The organism is Leptospira venezuelensis (genome assembly GCF_002150035.1).
GTDB lineage: Bacteria > Spirochaetota > Leptospiria > Leptospirales > Leptospiraceae > Leptospira_B > Leptospira_B venezuelensis.
The window spans coordinates 451,430-467,698 of record NZ_NETS01000010.1; the positions used below are offsets into that span (position 1 = coordinate 451,430).

Below are 16,269 nucleotides of genomic sequence, written 5' to 3' on the forward strand. Positions count from 1 at the left end.
CAGGACCTAGTCCAGTTCTCACTTCCCTAGTTTACGCTTTTATAATCTATTTTCCAATTCGAAAGCTTCTGCCAAAAGTTCGTAAGAACGAACTCTGTCTTTAAAATCAAAAGTGATCGTAGAAACCACTACTTCATCAATCCCATATTCGGCAGTCAGATCTAAAATTCTTTTTTTAACTGTATCGGGAGTTCCCGCAATCATTCTTCCTCGATTATGCAATAGCCTGACTCTTTCCATATCCGAATACACATACGGTTTAATTTCTTCGTATGAAAGTATACCCTCGCTAATTCCTTTTTCAATATTTAAAAGTTGCCTATCCATTACAGCCTGTAGTTCTTCCGCCTTCTCTTTTGTATCCGCGCATAATACGAATATGCCAACGCTTGCATGTGGAATTTTTAATGATTCTGAAGGTTGGAATCTTTCTTTGTAGGCCCGGATACTTGCATATCCTCCGGTAGGATTGATAAATTGAGCAAAAGATAGAGCCATTCCAAAATGAGCCGCTATCAAAGCACTTTCCCCGCTGGAAGTTAAGATCCAAAGTTCAGGACAAGTCTCTGCAACGGGAATCGCCTTTACCTTTTCCTGAATGGAATCAGGTTCTGCATTGTCCGTCAAAAAATCCCTTAAATCCATCAATTGTTGGATAAAATCATTTTGGACAAAACTGTTAGAAGGATTTAATATAGCAGCTGTTAGTCGATCCCCTCCTGGAGCCCTGCCAAGCCCAAGATCTATTCGTCCAGGAAACAAAGTCTCAAGCATCCTGAAATTTTCGGCCACCTTGAGAGAGCTATGATTCGGAAGCATGATGCCGCCGGAACCCATACGAATTCCTTTCGTTTCGCCAGCAAGATGAGAGATCAAAACCTCAGGAGAAGATCCAGCTAGTCCCAAAATATTATGATGTTCTGAAACCCAATATCTGTGATAACCCAACCTATCAGTAAGTTTCGCAAGTTCGATCGTCTCTTGGACCGCTTGGGATGCGGTCCCACCTTTACGAATTGGAGACTGATCTAAAACACTTAATCGGATCATACTAGAATGCGGACTTAACCACTCCTCCATCCACTCTAAGTGCAGCACCATTCGTTGCAGAGGAAAGTGGAGAAGAAAGATAAACAGCAAGATTTGCGACTTCTTCCACCGTTGCGAATCTTTGCAAAAGAGAAGTTGGTCTTGCATTTTTGAAAAATTCTTTTTCTACAGTTGTTGTGGACACGTTTTGTTGTTTTGCAAGATCTTCTAAAAATCCTTCTACACCTTCTGAACGAGTGGGTCCGGGTAGAATAGAATTTACAGTCACATTAGTTCCTTTTGTGAGTTCTGCAATTCCCCTGCCTAAAGAGATCTGAGCACTTTTTGTAACTCCATAATGGATCATTTCATTCGGGATCTGTATTCCCGACTCGCTTGAAATAAACAAGATCCTTCCCCAATTCTTTTTAAGCATAGAAGGTAAATATGCTTTAGAAAGTCTAACCCCACTCAGAACATTCACTTCGAAAAATCGGATCCAATCTTCATCTGGAATATCTATAAAATCTTTTGGTTCGAAAATTCCAACATTATTCACAAGAATATCTACATTAGGAAACTTTGATGCAATTTTGTTTACTTCTTCTTTATTGGAAAAATCTGCTTCTACGCCGAGAAGATTTGCGTTGGGTATTTTTTTCTGAATGGTAGAGATTGCTTCATCTACCCTGGCCTTGGTCCTTCCGTTTATAATGACCTGTGCCCCTTCTGCAGCAAGGCCTGTAGCGATTGCGAGTCCAATTCCTGCGGTTGATCCTGTAACTAATGCGATTTTATCTTTGAGTTGGGTATCCATGTATTGTTTTCCATTACTTAGACGAATCTAACGCGAGACTAGGCAAAAACGGTTTTCGCCTACGACTTGACCTTAGGTCGGCTTCTAATTAAATCTTAGAATTTAGAGTTAGATATTTTACAGCAATTTTCGGGTTGTGCTAAATTCAAAAAATCTTTTATACTTAGGCAAGAAATGATCCTCAGTAAAGAAATCGAATCCCCTTTAGGAATACTTCTCGCGGGTGCCGTAGAAGAAGGTATCTGCCTTTTGGAATTCGCCGAAAAAGAGCGGTTGGAGCTACAACTTACTCGGCTCAAAAAAGTTTTCGGCGAGGATATCCAACCGGGAGAAAATAAGTTTTTCCATCAGTTAGAAGAAGAGCTTCAGGAATATTTCGAAGGCAAAAGAAAGAACTTCGATGTTCCTCTAGTAATCTTAGGCACTGACTTCCAAAAGAAAGCTTGGGAAGCTCTACATTCAGTCCTGTATGGAAAGACAAATTCTTACGAGGCTCAGGCGATCCGGATTGGAGATAAAAACGCAGTCCGAGCAGTAGCAAAAGCAAATGGAGAAAATCGAATCGCAATCCTGATCCCATGCCATAGAATCGTAGGCAAAAGCGGAGATCTCACAGGATATGGTGGTGGTCTTTGGAGAAAAAAATTCCTGTTGGAGTTAGAGCAAAAATTTTCTGATTCCCCTACTTTACCTTTTTTCCGAGGTGAATGACAGAAGTAATACTTCCAGGAAAAGTCACACCTTCGAAAGGAGACCAGCCACTCTTACTTTTTATATCTTCTTTTTTGAATGTAGTTGGAGTTTCAAAATCTATAACCGTAAAACTGCCGCAGTATCCTTCTTCTATCTTTCCGAATCCTTTTCCGTATTCCTTGGGCAAAAACTCTGCTACAAAATCTCCAGGATTCTCAGCACAGATCTCTGCAATTTTTTCCAAAGAGATTCCCGCTGTCTTATACAACCAGGTTACAAATAAAGAATAAGTATCCAGTTGAGAAATACCTGATGTACCTTTGAGCTTTTCTTCTATCGAATGAGGAGCATGATCAGTCGCTAAGTAGTCAATCCAACCTTCTTTGACACCTTGGAGCAAAGCATGTTTATCTTCTGGTCCTCTTAAAGGAGGATTCATTTGAAACCAATGACGGTTCTCATCCGTAAGCATAGTTCTATCAAAATATAAATGAGTAGGAGTTACTTCACATTTCACTTTGACTCCCCTCTTTCGAGCATCAATGATTTTCTTAAGGCCTTCTTCCGTAGAATAATGGCATAACTTTCCGACTAGTTCATATTTTTCGATCAAATACAAAGCAAAGTCGGTAGCCAAAGTTTCAGCAATAGCGGGCCTTCTATCCTCATGATATGTTTCGTTTTGGCTCTTTTCTAAAATTTCAGGGTCTTCACAATGAAAGCTAACGTTACACCCTTTATAATGCCGAATTGTCTCTTCTAACTGCTCATTAGAATAAAAGAATAATTCCCCGATAGAAGGACCCATGAAGGCTTTATATGGGACATGAGCCTTTAGAGGTTTTGTATGAGGACCAATACCCGCATATAAAGTGATCCGAACAGGCGAATGATCTGCGAGTTCCCTCTTTTTAGAATAAGTAATATCGTCAGTAGGCGGGATCGGATTATTGGGCATGTCCGCGATATGGATGACTCCTCCATTGATCGCTGCATTTCCAGCGGATAAAAAATCTTCTTTGTATTTATGTTTTCCGGATTCGTCTTCTCTTGCGTGAACATGAATATCACCGAATCCTGAAAAGATCACAATCTTTTCAGGATCAAATGCCAATTCTTCTGCATTAGAAGATTGTAATACTTTATCTTTCTGGATGGAGAGTATGAGGCCTGTTTTCGGATCCAACTCCACTGTGCCTATAAAAGAACCTTTGGAGTTTTGGAATTTTCCCGAAATTTTTCGGATTTGAGGAGCCATTCGCCCAGTTTATCTCAGGCGCCTTTTTTTTCTATCGCATTCAAAAGTTTTGTAACTGCAGCAGAAGGTCCCTGCTCCTTACGAATTTGGATAGCAAGATCTCTGGCCTCATCTAAACGATTTGTGTGATAATACATATCCGCAAGATGTAAATTGTTTTGGGTATGACCCTCAGAAATAGATCTAAGCTCTTCAGACAAACGGATAGCCTCTTTGATATCTCCCGTTTTTTTAGCGCAATAAGAGAGGATAAAAAGCATTTCAGGATCTTTTACAATCCCCATTTTCCTTAATTCTTGAGCAGCCATATACGCAGTCTGATAATCTTTGATCTTCAGCCCAAGTTTTAAAATCAACTTAGAACGAACTGGATGGGAATCCTGGCTTCCCTGTAGATCAGAAAGAAATTTTCTTAATTCTGAAACTGAACTAGTCCCTTTAATTCGATCTGAAATTTCTTTCCAAGAAGAAATTCCTTCACTCGATCCGGAAGCAACACCCGTCCGACTAAAAGGAGAATATTCTGAACCTTCTTCCGTTCGGACAGATTGGATCATTCTATTAAATTGATCCGCTAAACTTCCGATCTCATCCCAAGCTTCCGGATGTAATTCTCTCTGTAGATCTCCCTCGGTCGCAAGCTCCAATGCAGAGTATAACCTATCCAAAGGATGAATTACGAAGAAGGAGAAAAATGAATTAATCGCTATTGAAAAAAGAAGAATACAAACTAAAAACGCAAGCACAGGTTTTTTTAAAAGTCCTGTCTCAAATGCTAAAAATTCCTGATAAGGGATTCCTATCTCCTTCATCTGGGTTTTACCCGGAGATTTTTGGATTATAGAATAATAATATTCTCCCATCGCAAGCCCAGGAATCCTTCTGAAATGAGGCTCTCCTTCAGGAACAAGTTCCCTCATTTGATCCAAAGTAAAACCTCGTAATGCTTCCCCTTCTGCAGAAGAGTTTTTTACAGAACCGGAAAGTATCTTTAAGAATAAGGAGAGTTTTTCGTCTTTAACTTCAGGAGAGATCTGCTCTAAAATACCTTCTCGCATGTCCTTAGGTGGAAGATTGCGTATCTTTTTACGTATTTTTTCCAATCCCTTAGAGAAGTTTATTAGATTTTCAGAATACTTTTCAGTACCTTTTAATGACTCTGCGACCTTTGCATAAGAAGGAAATTCCTTGTTCAAAGCAGAAGGATTATTCCAAATAAAAGAAAGGATCAAATCTCTTTTAGATTCTGCAAAAAAGGAAGTCTCTAATCCTCCGGATGTCGTTAGAACAAATCCTTCATTGTCTTGCACGGAAAGTAAATAAGAATCAGGAGAAAGATCCTGAGCCTTCAATTTTTCCTTAACTGTTTCGTTAAAAGATTCCAATCCAGGCTGCAAGAATAACCAACTACTTCCTTGAAAAACGAATAATATTAATAATATGATCCCGAGCAGAATGGGAGATCTAAGACTGAAAGCTTCTCCAGAGGCTCTTAGATGGATTAGCCATGCAAGAAATAACGCAGTTAGAAAAATAGGATTCCAAAAGGAAAGTCCGATGGCTCTGTCTATTGGATAAGCGATCTCCTTTAGATGGAAAAGTATTGTTGTTCCAAGAAGAAGCAGAAAAGGCACCCAAAGAGAAAGAGCCATTAGCTGAACATCGGATCTATGAGCCTGGAAACCTCTCCAAACTCCGAATAATAATATTACACAAACATAAAGGATGCCAAACCAAAAGATCACTCTTTCGTCGGCTCTATGAATTACATCGTAAACTCCTCCACCAAAATCATAAACCGGTTTTGCAAATATAGTTCCTACAATATGAAGGACCAATATACTTAGAGCCAGAAAATATCCAGCGCCCAATAAAATCCTTCCAGTCTTTTCGGATGCCTGAGAGTTCAGCAGAAAAAAGTATAAACATAGATGGGCGCAAAGTAAAAACGCTGAGGGCAAAGAAAGCCATCTATGCAAAAAAGAAAGAGGATGGAAAAAAGATGTCCCGAGCAAAAAGGAAAGCTCGAGTAACGAGCAGTATAAGAATACCCAGCCTAAATGTAAGGTTGTTTCATATTTTTCCTTTCTAATTAGAAGAAAAAAAGCGCAGAGCCCGGAAAGAAGAAATCCAGTAAGATAACTGACGCTGGAAAAAGTTAAAACAGCCATGATAGGTCAAAGCATCATTTCACACAGATAACTGCGAATTTGTTTGTGCTGGAACTAGGAGAAAAATCTCCGCTGCTTAAGTTTACGGTCATATAATCCCCTTTGTCTCCAGCGGCACTTGTAGACCAAAACAATCCGATCGTTTTAATCTTTTTATCAGCTCGTTTGGAGAATGTCTTAAGCTCTTCTTTGTCAGGAAGTCTCTTTCTTCTGGACGAACAATAACGAACGGCGTCTTCCCAGGCGACAGGAGATCCCGCTTCTTCATCCCAACCATGTTTTCCATAAACAGGAGTTTTATCCAAATATTCCTGAACGATAAAATATCCGAAAAAAACGATCAATGCAACAGCAAGAAATCCTATTACTTTTACAAGAGTGCCTGAATTTCCCCCAGCTTGAGGAGCCTTCATCGGAAGTTCTTTCATCGTTTCTGAAATTTTAGTAGCTACAGTATGTTGTTGCTGGCGATTCGGACGACTATGTTCCGGTCTTTTTTTCTGCTGATGGCCGCGGTTTCCTCCGCCTGGATGTTTGTGGGAAGATTCTTGTTTTTTATTCCCGGAGGTTTTGCGAGGAGGCTTACGACGGTTCGCCATAAAGTGGATTATCCTTTCAGTCGATGGATTTGGACCAATTTATTCTAAAAGGTCCTAAACGAATTTTAAAATCGTCCGTAAAAGAATCTCTACCAAGACTAGCTCATTTAGTAAAGAAAAAACCGCCAGGCCGAAAGGAAAGCCTCTATCCATACTTAAAAAAGGTCGAATGTTTCCAGTATAGCCGAAAGGATTGTCCCAGAATGCAGACGATTCGAATCGGATTAATTGGCGCAGGAACAGTCGGCTCAGGAGTTCTTAAAATTCTTTCGGAAGAATCCGCAAGATTTGAAAAAGAATACGGTATCTCCCTTAATGTACATACGATTTGTACCCGAACTCCCTCTAAAATCGCCCCTATTTCGAAATTATTTTCCAAAGTAAAAATAACAGACGATTACAAACAAGTGGTGGGTAACCCCGAAATCGATTTGATCATCGAACTTGTAGGAGGTACAACAATCTCCGAAGAGATCGTACTTGGTGCCTTACAATCCAAACAAACTGTAATCACAGCTAATAAGGCTCTTCTTTCTGAAAAAGGAGAGATTATTTATAGAACTGCAGAAGAGAACCAAACAGAAATTGGATTCGAAGCTTCTGTCGGTGGTTCTATTCCTATCATCCGAGCAATACGAAATTGTTTGGCAGGAGATAAGATACTTGGACTTTACGGGATCTTAAACGGAACCACTAACTTCATTCTTTCCAAAATGGAAACAGAAGGTTTAGATTATAAAGAAGCTCTAAAACTCGCTCAGGAAAAGGGATTTGCAGAAGCGGATCCAAGCTTCGATGTAGAAGGTATAGATACCGCGCACAAAATCAGTATATTAGGCTCCCTGGCTTTTGGGGAGAAGATACCATTACAAAATATCGTGGTCGAAGGTATAACAAAGATTACGCGACTAGACATAGCATTCGCTTCTGACCTCGGTTATAGGATCAAGTTACTCGGCCTTGTAAGAAAATTGGACGGCAAGGTAGAAGCCAGGGTCCAACCAGTAATGATCCCTAAACATCACGCGTTCGCAAGTGTGATGAATGAGACAAACGCAGTATATTACAAGACTGCATTTGCAGGCCCAGGATTGATCGTAGGAAAAGGAGCTGGTGCTTTGCCTACCGCTTCCGCAGTGATTTCAGACTTGATTTATTACAGCTCAAGACGGGGCAAAAATCTTCCGATGGAGAAAAACAGATTCCCAAAAGCCTCCATATCAGAAGCGAACCAAACAGAAGCTAGATATTATCTTAGATTTAATACCTTGGACCAACCAGGGGTCTTAGCGGAAATTGCAAAAGATTTGGGAACAAACGGAGTATCTATTTCTTCTGTTCGCCAAAACGAATCTGAAAAGGAACCTGCAGAAGTAGTCGTGGTCACACATCCATGTGTGGAAGCTTCGATTTCTGCGTCTTTAGGAAGGATAGATGCCTCCGAAGTGGTATTAGAACCCTCGGTAGCAATCCGCTTAGAAGACAAATTGTAAAAGTATGAACGAATTTCCCTGCACATTATCCTTACATGAAGGATTCGGGGATTCACATTTGGATTTATTTTTGGATATTGACGGAATTTCTCGTCTAATCACCTTCGGAACAGTCGCTTCTTTTTGGGAATTGCTCCAAAGTGGATCGAAAATAACTTTTCAGAGAAAGAATGATCACAGAAGGATCTATCTGGACTTAGAAGGCGAAATCGAAGAGAAAGGACGACTTAGGATACTTTACCGTGGATCCGCCAAAACGGATTCCAAACCGGAAGAAGTCTCCGGATGGACGGAATTGACAGCCACCATCAAAGATGGAACATTGATGCTTTAACGCGGATCGGGACAAAATGGCAAAAACGGAATTCGAAGGCCTTTACATAGAAACTAAAAGAGACTCTGTCGGAGACAAAGAAGTTTTAGTCGTCATTATGAATGGAAAAGTGACGAACTCGAATGCTTTCGAAATTTCCAGAAAGATCAATTTCGTTTTCGACGAAGGGATCTACGAGATCATCTTAGACCTTTCTTCTTTGGAATATATCAATAGTGTTGGGGTTGCAACCCTTTTAACTCTGATCAAAACTGTAGACCAGCATAACGGCAAGATCGTGATCGGAGGATTAAATCACTTCTTAGAGAATGTGATCCGATTGATGGAATTACCTAAAAAGGTAGCGATCTATCATACTCTGGACGAGGCTAAAGCGGTCTTTAAATAATCATATAGTCCGTCCCAAGATATAGACTTTCGGTCAATACCAAGTTGCGGACTTAAAGAGCCTGGACCTTTGGGGACTGGCTCTTATCTAACACTTTCTTGTTTAGAAAGAATATCCAAATATTCTAAAATACCTTTGGCAATGGTCTCTTTTGAAGCGGGACCGATTTCTTTTTTAGAACCTTCTTTTCCGAAAATAATCACACTTGTATCCAAGTCCCCAAAACCTTTGGAATCCTTGCCAACGTAATTTCCCACTATAAAATCCAGGTTTTTCTTGCTAAGTTTGCCTAAAGCGTTTTGGTCTAGAAGATCCGTTTCTGCGGAAAAGCCGATCCTTAGTATATTCTTCAGGTCTTGAGCCTGGATTTTTTCTTGAACTGAAACAAGAATATCCGGATTTTTAATCAGCTCCAGGGCCAAGGTATCGCTCCCTTCTTCTTTTTTGATCTTAGATTCATTTGCATTTTTAGGACGAAAGTCCGCTGGAGCAGCGGCCATAATAAGAATGGAAGAAGACGTAACTTCATTCAGAATCGCGTCTTTCATTTCCAGAGTGGTTTCTACCTTAACAACTCTTGCGCCTTTCGGTTCTGAATATTTTGGTTCAGTCAATCCTCGGATATAAACGACTTCCTTAACCAAATGAGCCGCTTCTTCGGCCAAACAATATCCCATTTTTCCCGAAGAGGCATTTGAAATAAAACGTACTGGATCGATCCACTCCCTGGTGGGTCCTGAACTGATTATAATTTTTGAATATTTAGCCAAGATCAAACATCTTATTTAGAAGTTTTCAGATACAATTCCAGGATCTTCTTTTGCATTACTGGAACATCAGCAAGTTTGCCATAACCTTCGTCACCGCAGACAACAACTCCTTCCTGAGGATCCATGATAATCACACCGTCTTCTTTCAGACGTGCCAGATTTCTTTGTGTAGCTGGATGAGTGAACATATTCGGGTTCATTGCAGGAGCAACCAACACTGGACACTTCGCCGCAAGATAAGTAGAAGTTACAAGATCGTCTGCAATTCCGTTCGCCATTTTTGCGATAATATTTGCAGTAGCGGGAACCACCGCGATCACAGCCGCACGATTCCTTGCGTCAATATGAGCCATTCCCTGCTCGTATTCATCTACCTGGACTTTTTTACCTGTAAGAGCCTCGAATGTGATAGGACCAATAAACTTGGTCGCATTCTGAGTCATGATGACGGAAACAGGATAACCTTCCTTGGTAAGATTACGCACCAGTTCGCAAGCCCTAAAAGCTGCGATACTTCCGCTGACTGCGATCAGAATATCCTTTTTGTCCATAGTACAGATCCAAAACCGATCGATTAGTTTTACAACTTAAATCGCAAAGGAAGAAGGAGCAGAAAGCCGAGTAAAACGAACAGTCATGATCTTATTTCCATCCATTTTTTCTACGGTCAGCTTGCCTTCAGGGATCGCGACTACGGTCCCTTCCTTAGGCATATCTTCTAACTTCTCTAAAATAAAACCTGCAATAGTGCGGATATCGTTTAGCTCCTCATCTTCGATTCCTGATAGGATTTCTTTTAATTCGTCGAGCTCGGTTTCTCCGTCGATATCAAATGCATCGGGAGAATGAGATGGAACTGCATCCGTTTCATGATCGTCAGTCTCGTCACGGATCTCGCCAAAAACTTCTTCCACTATGTCTTCCATAGTTAGTAGTCCGGAAACTCCGCCATACTCGTCGATCACGATCGCCATATGTTGTTTTGCAACTCGCAACTTCTGAAGAACTTTCTCTATGGACATACCTTCTGGAACCACAATAGGGGACTGCATAATTGTAGTGACCTTTGCTTTCTTATTCCTTTTGGATTCGGAAAGCCAAGCTAGATAGGCCTGAACGTGAATGATACCTACTATATTATCAGTGGTTCCATCATATACTGGATATCTGGAAAAATGATGCTCTGCGATGATAGAAAGAACTCCATCCATCTGGCTATCAGCAGGAATTCCGACAATGCTCAAACGGTGAGTCATCACATCCTTTGCTAAATGTTCAGAGAACTCGAAAGTTTTTTGGATGATCTGGAATTCTTCTTGGTCAATATTCCCTTGTTTATTCTGTTCTTGGATCAGGATCATCAATTCTTCAGGAGAATGTATGATACGATGAGAATCCTCCTTAAATCCGATCCTTTTCAAGATGAAGGAAGTAATTCCATTTAAGAAAAACGTAATAGGAAAAAATAAATAATAAAAGAAGAATATAGGAGCACTTGTCACCAATGCTAAGGTCTCTGTCTTCTGGATCGCAACTGTTTTAGGAAGAAGTTCTCCTAAAAGAATATGCAAAAATGTGATTAGTGCAAAAGAGATCGCCACAGCAATTCCATGAACCGTGAGATCGGAATCAGGATAGCCAGCGTAATGAAAGATAGGTTCTATCCAACTGGATAAATAACCTTCTCCCACCCAACCAAGAAGGAGACTTGCAATTGTGATCCCCACCTGACAGACGGAAAGCATATCGTTCAACATGGTTGCTGCTTTTTTGGTAAGGGCAGCCATAGGCCTACCGTCTCTGATCAATTCTTCTAAACGAGAGGGTCTAATCGACACCAAGGCAAATTCCGCAGACACGAAAAACCCATTGGCGAATATAAGAATAAGTATTACGAAAAATCCAATCACGTCCATTAACGGCAAGATCTTCCGAATGTAAGATTTAGGCAGATTGCTAGATCGAAAGAATAAAACAAGGTGGGAAAATTATCGATTTGGTCCGGAAAAATCCGGCTTCTACTGTCGGGGTCCATCTATCTGTGATACCATCCCTGAAAAACGGTGCATTGTCGAGTGTTTTGAAGGTGAAAAAATGAAAATTTACCCTTTTACGGAGCTAAGTTTAAGCTGGTCATTCTGCGTTTCGAACCATTTTGAGAACTCTGGAATTCAGGTTTGGGTCCCCATTTTCATTCGCAAGTCTCTCTAATAAATTTATGTCGGATTCTGACTCTGGATTCCAGTATTTAACAAAGTAAAGGCGAGAAGTTCCAACCGATAACCAGAACCTGGCCCAGTCCAAAAAGTCTTCAGATTTATCTCCCCAGCCGGAACCGCTGAGCGAATCCTTTGTAAATGCAATTCTATCCGGCAAATTCCTAAAATCTAATCTACGCTTCGCCTTTCTAAAGGAAATGGAATCGGATCCACAGGACCATTCGTAATCTCTAAGACCGTTAGGAGATTTAGAAGTCACCTTCATATTCCAAACAAGCAGAGCGGACTTTCCTTGGAGTAATTTGGATCCATCATAATACTGTAGTGGAAAGGACTGCCATCCTAAATGCCCTTCCCCTTCCGGAAGATTTTTAGGGAAAAGATTCTCACATGCTGGACCGAATACTTTTTTAGCAGTATCAGACTCGTCTCTTTTATCAAAACGCAAAAATAACTTAATTTCAGAATCAGGGAATTCCTTTCTAAGATATTCCGCAGCTTCTACCCCAGGTGAATTCAGAAAGATCTGGACTTTGTCTTTTTTAGAAAAGGATTCCATCGTACTTCTAAAAGCGGATTGAGCAGTGTAGCTAGTAGGATTATCCGTATTCAATTCCCTTGCTTCCAGCTCAGAAGAATCTCCGTCCTTATGAAATAGAAATACCCGCTTATCTTTCACGAAAACTGCGATAAGTGGATGAGTTAATTTTCTGAAATTTGCATTCTTAAGTGGATCAGACTCTTCTTTAATGCGAGCGGATTCCTTGGTTCTCATTTCAGACCAAGCAGACTTCCAAGGTTCTCTTCCCGGAGGATAAAAACCTTTATATCTAGAAATTCTATTATGAGTTTTAAGGATCGCAAGATCGGGCGGAGAATCATCTTCCTGAAGTTCGGAATTTTCCTCATTATGGATCATAAAAGAAAGCAGATCGTTTGTATAACCATGTCTAGTATAAAAATCAATAGCAGAATTCTCTAAACTTTTACTTCCATATGAAGGCGGAAGATAATTTTTAATCTCAAAAGTTTTATCATCAACATGGCCTGACGCTGAAATTTTAAGAGCCTGGTCTAAGAAACTTTTTACTCCTCTTAAATTCGAGGATTCCTTATGAGAAAGAAATAATCCATTTAATCTGATCCATTCTTCTTTATAAGAAGGATCTTCTTTTAAGATACCGCCCGCTTTAGTAAATTCAATGATCGCTTTTCTAAGATTATTTGTTTTTAACTGCAAAAATCCATGGAGCAATGTGGCGGAATATTCCACTCTTCTCCATCCCTTACTTTGTGCGAGAAAGCTCAGATCCATTGCAAGTTTGGAAGCCACTTCAGGCTCGTCTTCCGAAAGTATTTGAATAATTCTTAATTTAGTAAATAGATCATCTTCCGTCAGATTTTTAGGAGTGCTAACTGATTGTAAGGCATCCACTGCTTTGTGGGAGTTTTTAGATTTCCAAACTGCAACTGACACAAGGTCACGAGCACTATTGATCGGAATAGGTTCGCCTAAAAATGGATGAAGTATCTTAGTGGACCAATGTAAAAAATCTAAATTTAAATAATATTCTAAAGCCCTTGCAGGATCACCTTGTAAATAAGCAAGAGTTCCTAACTTCAGATATAACGAATTCTTATACGCTGGAGCCATCTCCCCTTGTCTTTCTATAATATACTTTAAAACTTTTTCGGCAGAACTCGGATCTCCATCTACTAAATAGTAATACGCCAATTTTTCGTAAGAATGAGAGAGCATTCTTCCACCAAGATTTTCCGATACGATCCCAATTTTAGAAAATTGGATCGCATCTCTTGCAAATCCTAACTCCGAAAGATAATCAGCGATATTAGGAAGAAAATTAGATAAGAAAGGAATATGTTTTAGTTCTTTCTCCTCCGGATCAGTAATTCCCGGGAAAGGAGAAAGTATTCTTTGTAGATTTGTGTATTCCCTATCATGGTTCGGATCCGAAAGTTTAAAATCCGCCATATAACTTCCGAGACGAAGCATTCTACAAAGTGAATAATATTGTTTTTTCGGAGAACATTTGATCTTATCTGCAGGCTTCTTATGAAGAAGAACATTACGCGTAGATTCTACCAATTCCTTTTGGTATGTGTCTCCAGCAGGAGGATTCCAAGCTTTTAGGAAATTTTCCCCATTGGATTTTTTAGAAAAGTAGATATCTTGGAAATAAAGTAGAAGAACTTCGGCGAAGCCCAGATCTTTTTCTTTTCGGATGGTGGTGATTAAGTTGGAGAATTTACCGGAATCTTTATTAAGAAGTAAATATTCTCCTGCTAAAAGTGCAAACTCCGATTTTTGGACGCCATTCAGACCCTCGGGAAAGGAATTAAAATCAGTTTCTTTAGTCAGGACATTTTTACCATCCATCAAAAGATAAAAATTACCAGGAGAACCTGTCCAACCGTAATCGTTACGGGCCTGCGCAGAGAGGGATGTGCAAAAAGAACAGAATGAAATTAATAAAAAAGGAATATATTTGAAAATTAGGCTAATGGAGCCTATATTACGAATATTTAAAATTGATTTTTGCAAGGGAATCGATCGCGATTTAAGAGCGGTTTATAGACCTTCTCTTTTTAAGTCCCGGCCCATTAAATCTCTAACAACCTCCTTCGGATTCTTATGCTCGTAAAGCATTTTATACACCTCGGTGGTAATGGCCATTTCGATACCTAATTTCTGAGACAGTTCAAATCCACTTTTGGCGGTTTTTACCCCTTCCGCAACTTCCACCATCCCGCCTAAAATAGAATCCAGACTTTCTCCTTTTCCTAATCTAAATCCAACAGTCCTGTTTCTGGAAGCATCTCCGCAACAAGTTAAGATCAAATCTCCCATTCCGGAAGGGCCTAAGAATGTAAGAGGATCTGCTCCCAATTTGACTCCAAGTCTAGAAATTTCGGTTAACCCTCTGGTGATCAAAGCAGCCCTAGTATTTTGCCCGAATCCTAATCCGTCGGAAACTCCCGCAGCGATTGCGATCACATTCTTTAAAGAACCGCCAACTTCTACTCCGACCACATCCGGAGTCCAATAAGTCCTAAAATAAGTGAAACTAAATATTTCTTGTACCTTTCTTGCAGTTGCTTCATTTTTAGATGCGATACTCACGATTGTCGGTACACGTTTGACCAACTCTTTTGCAAAACTAGGTCCAGAAAGATAAGATAATCTGCTGTGAAATTTACCCGGAAGTTCTGCTTCAAAAATTTCGGAAACTAATCTGAGACTTCCATTTTCTATTCCTTTACTTGCAGAAACGATAGGAGCCTTTTCTGGGAGGAAAGATTTAATCTCTTTTAAAATATCTGTGATCGCGTGAGAAGGAGGAGCGGAAACGATCATGTCCTTGTCTCGGACAGCTTCTTCTAAACTTGTGGTTCCTTTTAAATTTTTGGGAAGATCAATACCCGGTAGATATTTTTCATTCCGATGGTTCTCATTAATCTCTCCAATTAGGTTGGAGTTCCTTCCCCAAATGGTAACATCATAACCTTTGTCCGCCAAGAGCACACCTAAAGAAGAACCGAAACTTCCAGAACCGATAACGCCGATTTGCATGAGATACCCTTTCCCCGACTAACCCTAAGGAGTGATGATCCTGACCAGGAAAGCCTAAACGGCAAGAAAAAAAAGCGGGGAAAAATGATACCCGTTCCATTCTTATTTTGGTATAAAATAGAAATGAAGTTTACCGACCGAATCCGAAGGATTAATTTTGTTCTTCCATGCTCGATTTGCGGAAACTTTCGGGATTCAATCTTTTAGATTTTTTGACGGGAAAAAATTCCTTCGAAGAAAAAGCCTTAAAGAGCAATTACAGGATCGCCGTTTTACTTCATTCTTTGAATAAGGTTCTGCAAAAAAAAGTGGTAGAGGGCACGGAAGATCTAGAGTCCTTGGTGATGGATTCAGGTCGGGGTGTTTTATACCTTTCCGGACATTATTCCATCCGAGGATTAGCCTGGTCTAAAATTTTAAGAACGAATCATATCAGATACAAACTTTCCTTAAGACCTGTGAAGGTAGATGGAAACAGAGTGGTGTTTAGGATAGAAGCTTTTAGACTTTATGATCATAACCCAAGGTCCATAGATCCGATACGGATTTTTTCCAAAGTTTTCAAATTTCATCGAAAGCTAATATTAGAAGAGATAGTTGAGGAAATTCCGGAAATATTATCCCTTACGGATATTGGAAATGAGATCAGAGTCGACTTAAATTATTTTTTAGCAGAAATTCCGGAAGTTGCAGGAGCAGTGACTGTCCAAAAAGTAATCCCCGAAAAAGGAAATGTATTTTTATTCGTGCGATCAAATACGATCTTAAAACCATTATTGGATTTTTTTGGTCCGGACTATCTCAGAATAGAACCGATTTCGGAGAACGAAGACAGCATGCTCATGCTGTGGAGGGATTAGAAAGATTGGACATTATCATGGGTTTATTAAGAATCAGTATAGAAAG

The 16,269-nt window shown here is 39.9% G+C and carries 15 protein-coding genes; 5 read left to right on the plus strand and 10 right to left on the minus strand.

What is annotated here, in order from left to right; genetic code table 11:
- Positions 1-39 precede the first annotated feature (39 nt).
- Together B1C82_RS09260 and B1C82_RS09265 are read right to left on the minus strand one after the other, a co-directional pair.
- The gene (locus B1C82_RS09260; RefSeq protein ID WP_086447312.1) at positions 40-1,050 is read right to left on the minus strand and encodes an LLM class flavin-dependent oxidoreductase; all 1,011 of its coding nucleotides are present in this window, start codon (positions 1,048-1,050) and stop codon (positions 40-42) included.
- Between the two features lies 1 nt (position 1,051).
- A complete protein-coding gene (locus B1C82_RS09265; protein ID WP_086447313.1) occupies positions 1,052-1,846 on the minus strand; it encodes an SDR family NAD(P)-dependent oxidoreductase in 795 nt (264 codons plus the stop codon).
- 174 nt (positions 1,847-2,020) lie between these two features.
- On the opposite strand from B1C82_RS09265, the gene B1C82_RS09270 reads away from it, so the two are divergent.
- Positions 2,021-2,557 (plus strand): methylated-DNA--[protein]-cysteine S-methyltransferase, encoded by a 537-nt coding sequence (locus tag B1C82_RS09270; protein ID WP_086447314.1) that lies wholly within the window; start codon positions 2,021-2,023, stop codon positions 2,555-2,557.
- Here B1C82_RS09270 and B1C82_RS09275 read toward each other — a convergent pair.
- Genes B1C82_RS09275 through B1C82_RS09285 form a run of 3 tightly spaced genes read right to left on the minus strand, consistent with a single transcriptional unit; the run spans position 2,529 to position 6,567 of the window.
- Positions 2,529-3,797 carry an amidohydrolase family protein gene (locus B1C82_RS09275; protein ID WP_086447315.1) on the minus strand — a complete coding sequence of 423 codons (1,269 nt, stop codon included), beginning with the start codon at positions 3,795-3,797 and terminating at the stop codon, positions 2,529-2,531. The two genes, B1C82_RS09270 and B1C82_RS09275, sit on opposite strands and share 29 nt — an antisense overlap.
- Before the next feature lie 14 nt (positions 3,798-3,811).
- Positions 3,812-5,968 carry a tetratricopeptide repeat protein gene (locus B1C82_RS09280; RefSeq protein ID WP_086447316.1) on the minus strand — a complete coding sequence of 719 codons (2,157 nt, stop codon included), beginning with the start codon at positions 5,966-5,968 and terminating at the stop codon, positions 3,812-3,814.
- Positions 5,969-5,982: 14 nt separating this feature from the next.
- Positions 5,983-6,567, minus strand: coding sequence for an LIC_10572 family protein (locus B1C82_RS09285; protein WP_086447317.1), 585 nt, complete (start codon positions 6,565-6,567; stop codon positions 5,983-5,985).
- Between the two features lie 203 nt (positions 6,568-6,770).
- Here B1C82_RS09285 and B1C82_RS09290 point away from each other — a divergent pair, with 203 nt between their 5' ends.
- The 3 genes from B1C82_RS09290 to B1C82_RS09300 are packed head-to-tail and all read left to right on the plus strand — an operon-like array spanning position 6,771 to position 8,782.
- On the plus strand, positions 6,771-8,060 hold the full coding sequence (locus B1C82_RS09290; RefSeq protein ID WP_086448540.1) for a homoserine dehydrogenase: 1,290 nt from the start codon (positions 6,771-6,773) through the stop codon (positions 8,058-8,060).
- Between the two features lie 4 nt (positions 8,061-8,064).
- Positions 8,065-8,394 carry a hypothetical protein gene (locus B1C82_RS09295; RefSeq protein WP_086447318.1) on the plus strand — a complete coding sequence of 110 codons (330 nt, stop codon included), beginning with the start codon at positions 8,065-8,067 and terminating at the stop codon, positions 8,392-8,394.
- Positions 8,395-8,410: 16 nt separating this feature from the next.
- Positions 8,411-8,782, plus strand: a complete 372-nt coding sequence (locus tag B1C82_RS09300; RefSeq protein WP_086447319.1) for an STAS domain-containing protein — start codon at positions 8,411-8,413, stop codon at positions 8,780-8,782.
- 83 nt (positions 8,783-8,865) lie between these two features.
- On the opposite strand, the gene B1C82_RS09305 is transcribed toward B1C82_RS09300, so the two are convergent.
- The 5 genes from B1C82_RS09305 to B1C82_RS09325 form a co-directional block, all read right to left on the minus strand.
- A complete protein-coding gene (locus tag B1C82_RS09305; RefSeq protein ID WP_086448541.1) occupies positions 8,866-9,552 on the minus strand; it encodes a phosphopantothenoylcysteine decarboxylase domain-containing protein in 687 nt (228 codons plus the stop codon).
- A gap of 11 nt (positions 9,553-9,563) precedes the next feature.
- A complete protein-coding gene (locus B1C82_RS09310; protein ID WP_086447320.1) occupies positions 9,564-10,103 on the minus strand; it encodes a phosphopantothenoylcysteine decarboxylase in 540 nt (179 codons plus the stop codon).
- A 36-nt stretch (positions 10,104-10,139) separates the two neighbouring features.
- Positions 10,140-11,468, minus strand: a complete 1,329-nt coding sequence (locus B1C82_RS09315) for a hemolysin family protein (protein WP_086447321.1) — start codon at positions 11,466-11,468, stop codon at positions 10,140-10,142.
- Positions 11,469-11,685: 217 nt separating this feature from the next.
- Complete coding sequence (locus B1C82_RS09320; RefSeq protein ID WP_086447322.1) at positions 11,686-14,334, minus strand: tetratricopeptide repeat protein; 2,649 nt, start codon at positions 14,332-14,334, stop codon at positions 11,686-11,688.
- Between the two features lie 27 nt (positions 14,335-14,361).
- Positions 14,362-15,363 carry an NAD(P)H-dependent glycerol-3-phosphate dehydrogenase gene (locus B1C82_RS09325; RefSeq protein ID WP_086447323.1) on the minus strand — a complete coding sequence of 334 codons (1,002 nt, stop codon included), beginning with the start codon at positions 15,361-15,363 and terminating at the stop codon, positions 14,362-14,364.
- A 167-nt stretch (positions 15,364-15,530) separates the two neighbouring features.
- On the opposite strand from B1C82_RS09325, the gene B1C82_RS09330 reads away from it, so the two are divergent.
- Positions 15,531-16,223, plus strand: coding sequence for a hypothetical protein (locus tag B1C82_RS09330; RefSeq protein ID WP_086447324.1), 693 nt, complete (start codon positions 15,531-15,533; stop codon positions 16,221-16,223).
- Positions 16,224-16,269 lie beyond the last annotated feature (46 nt).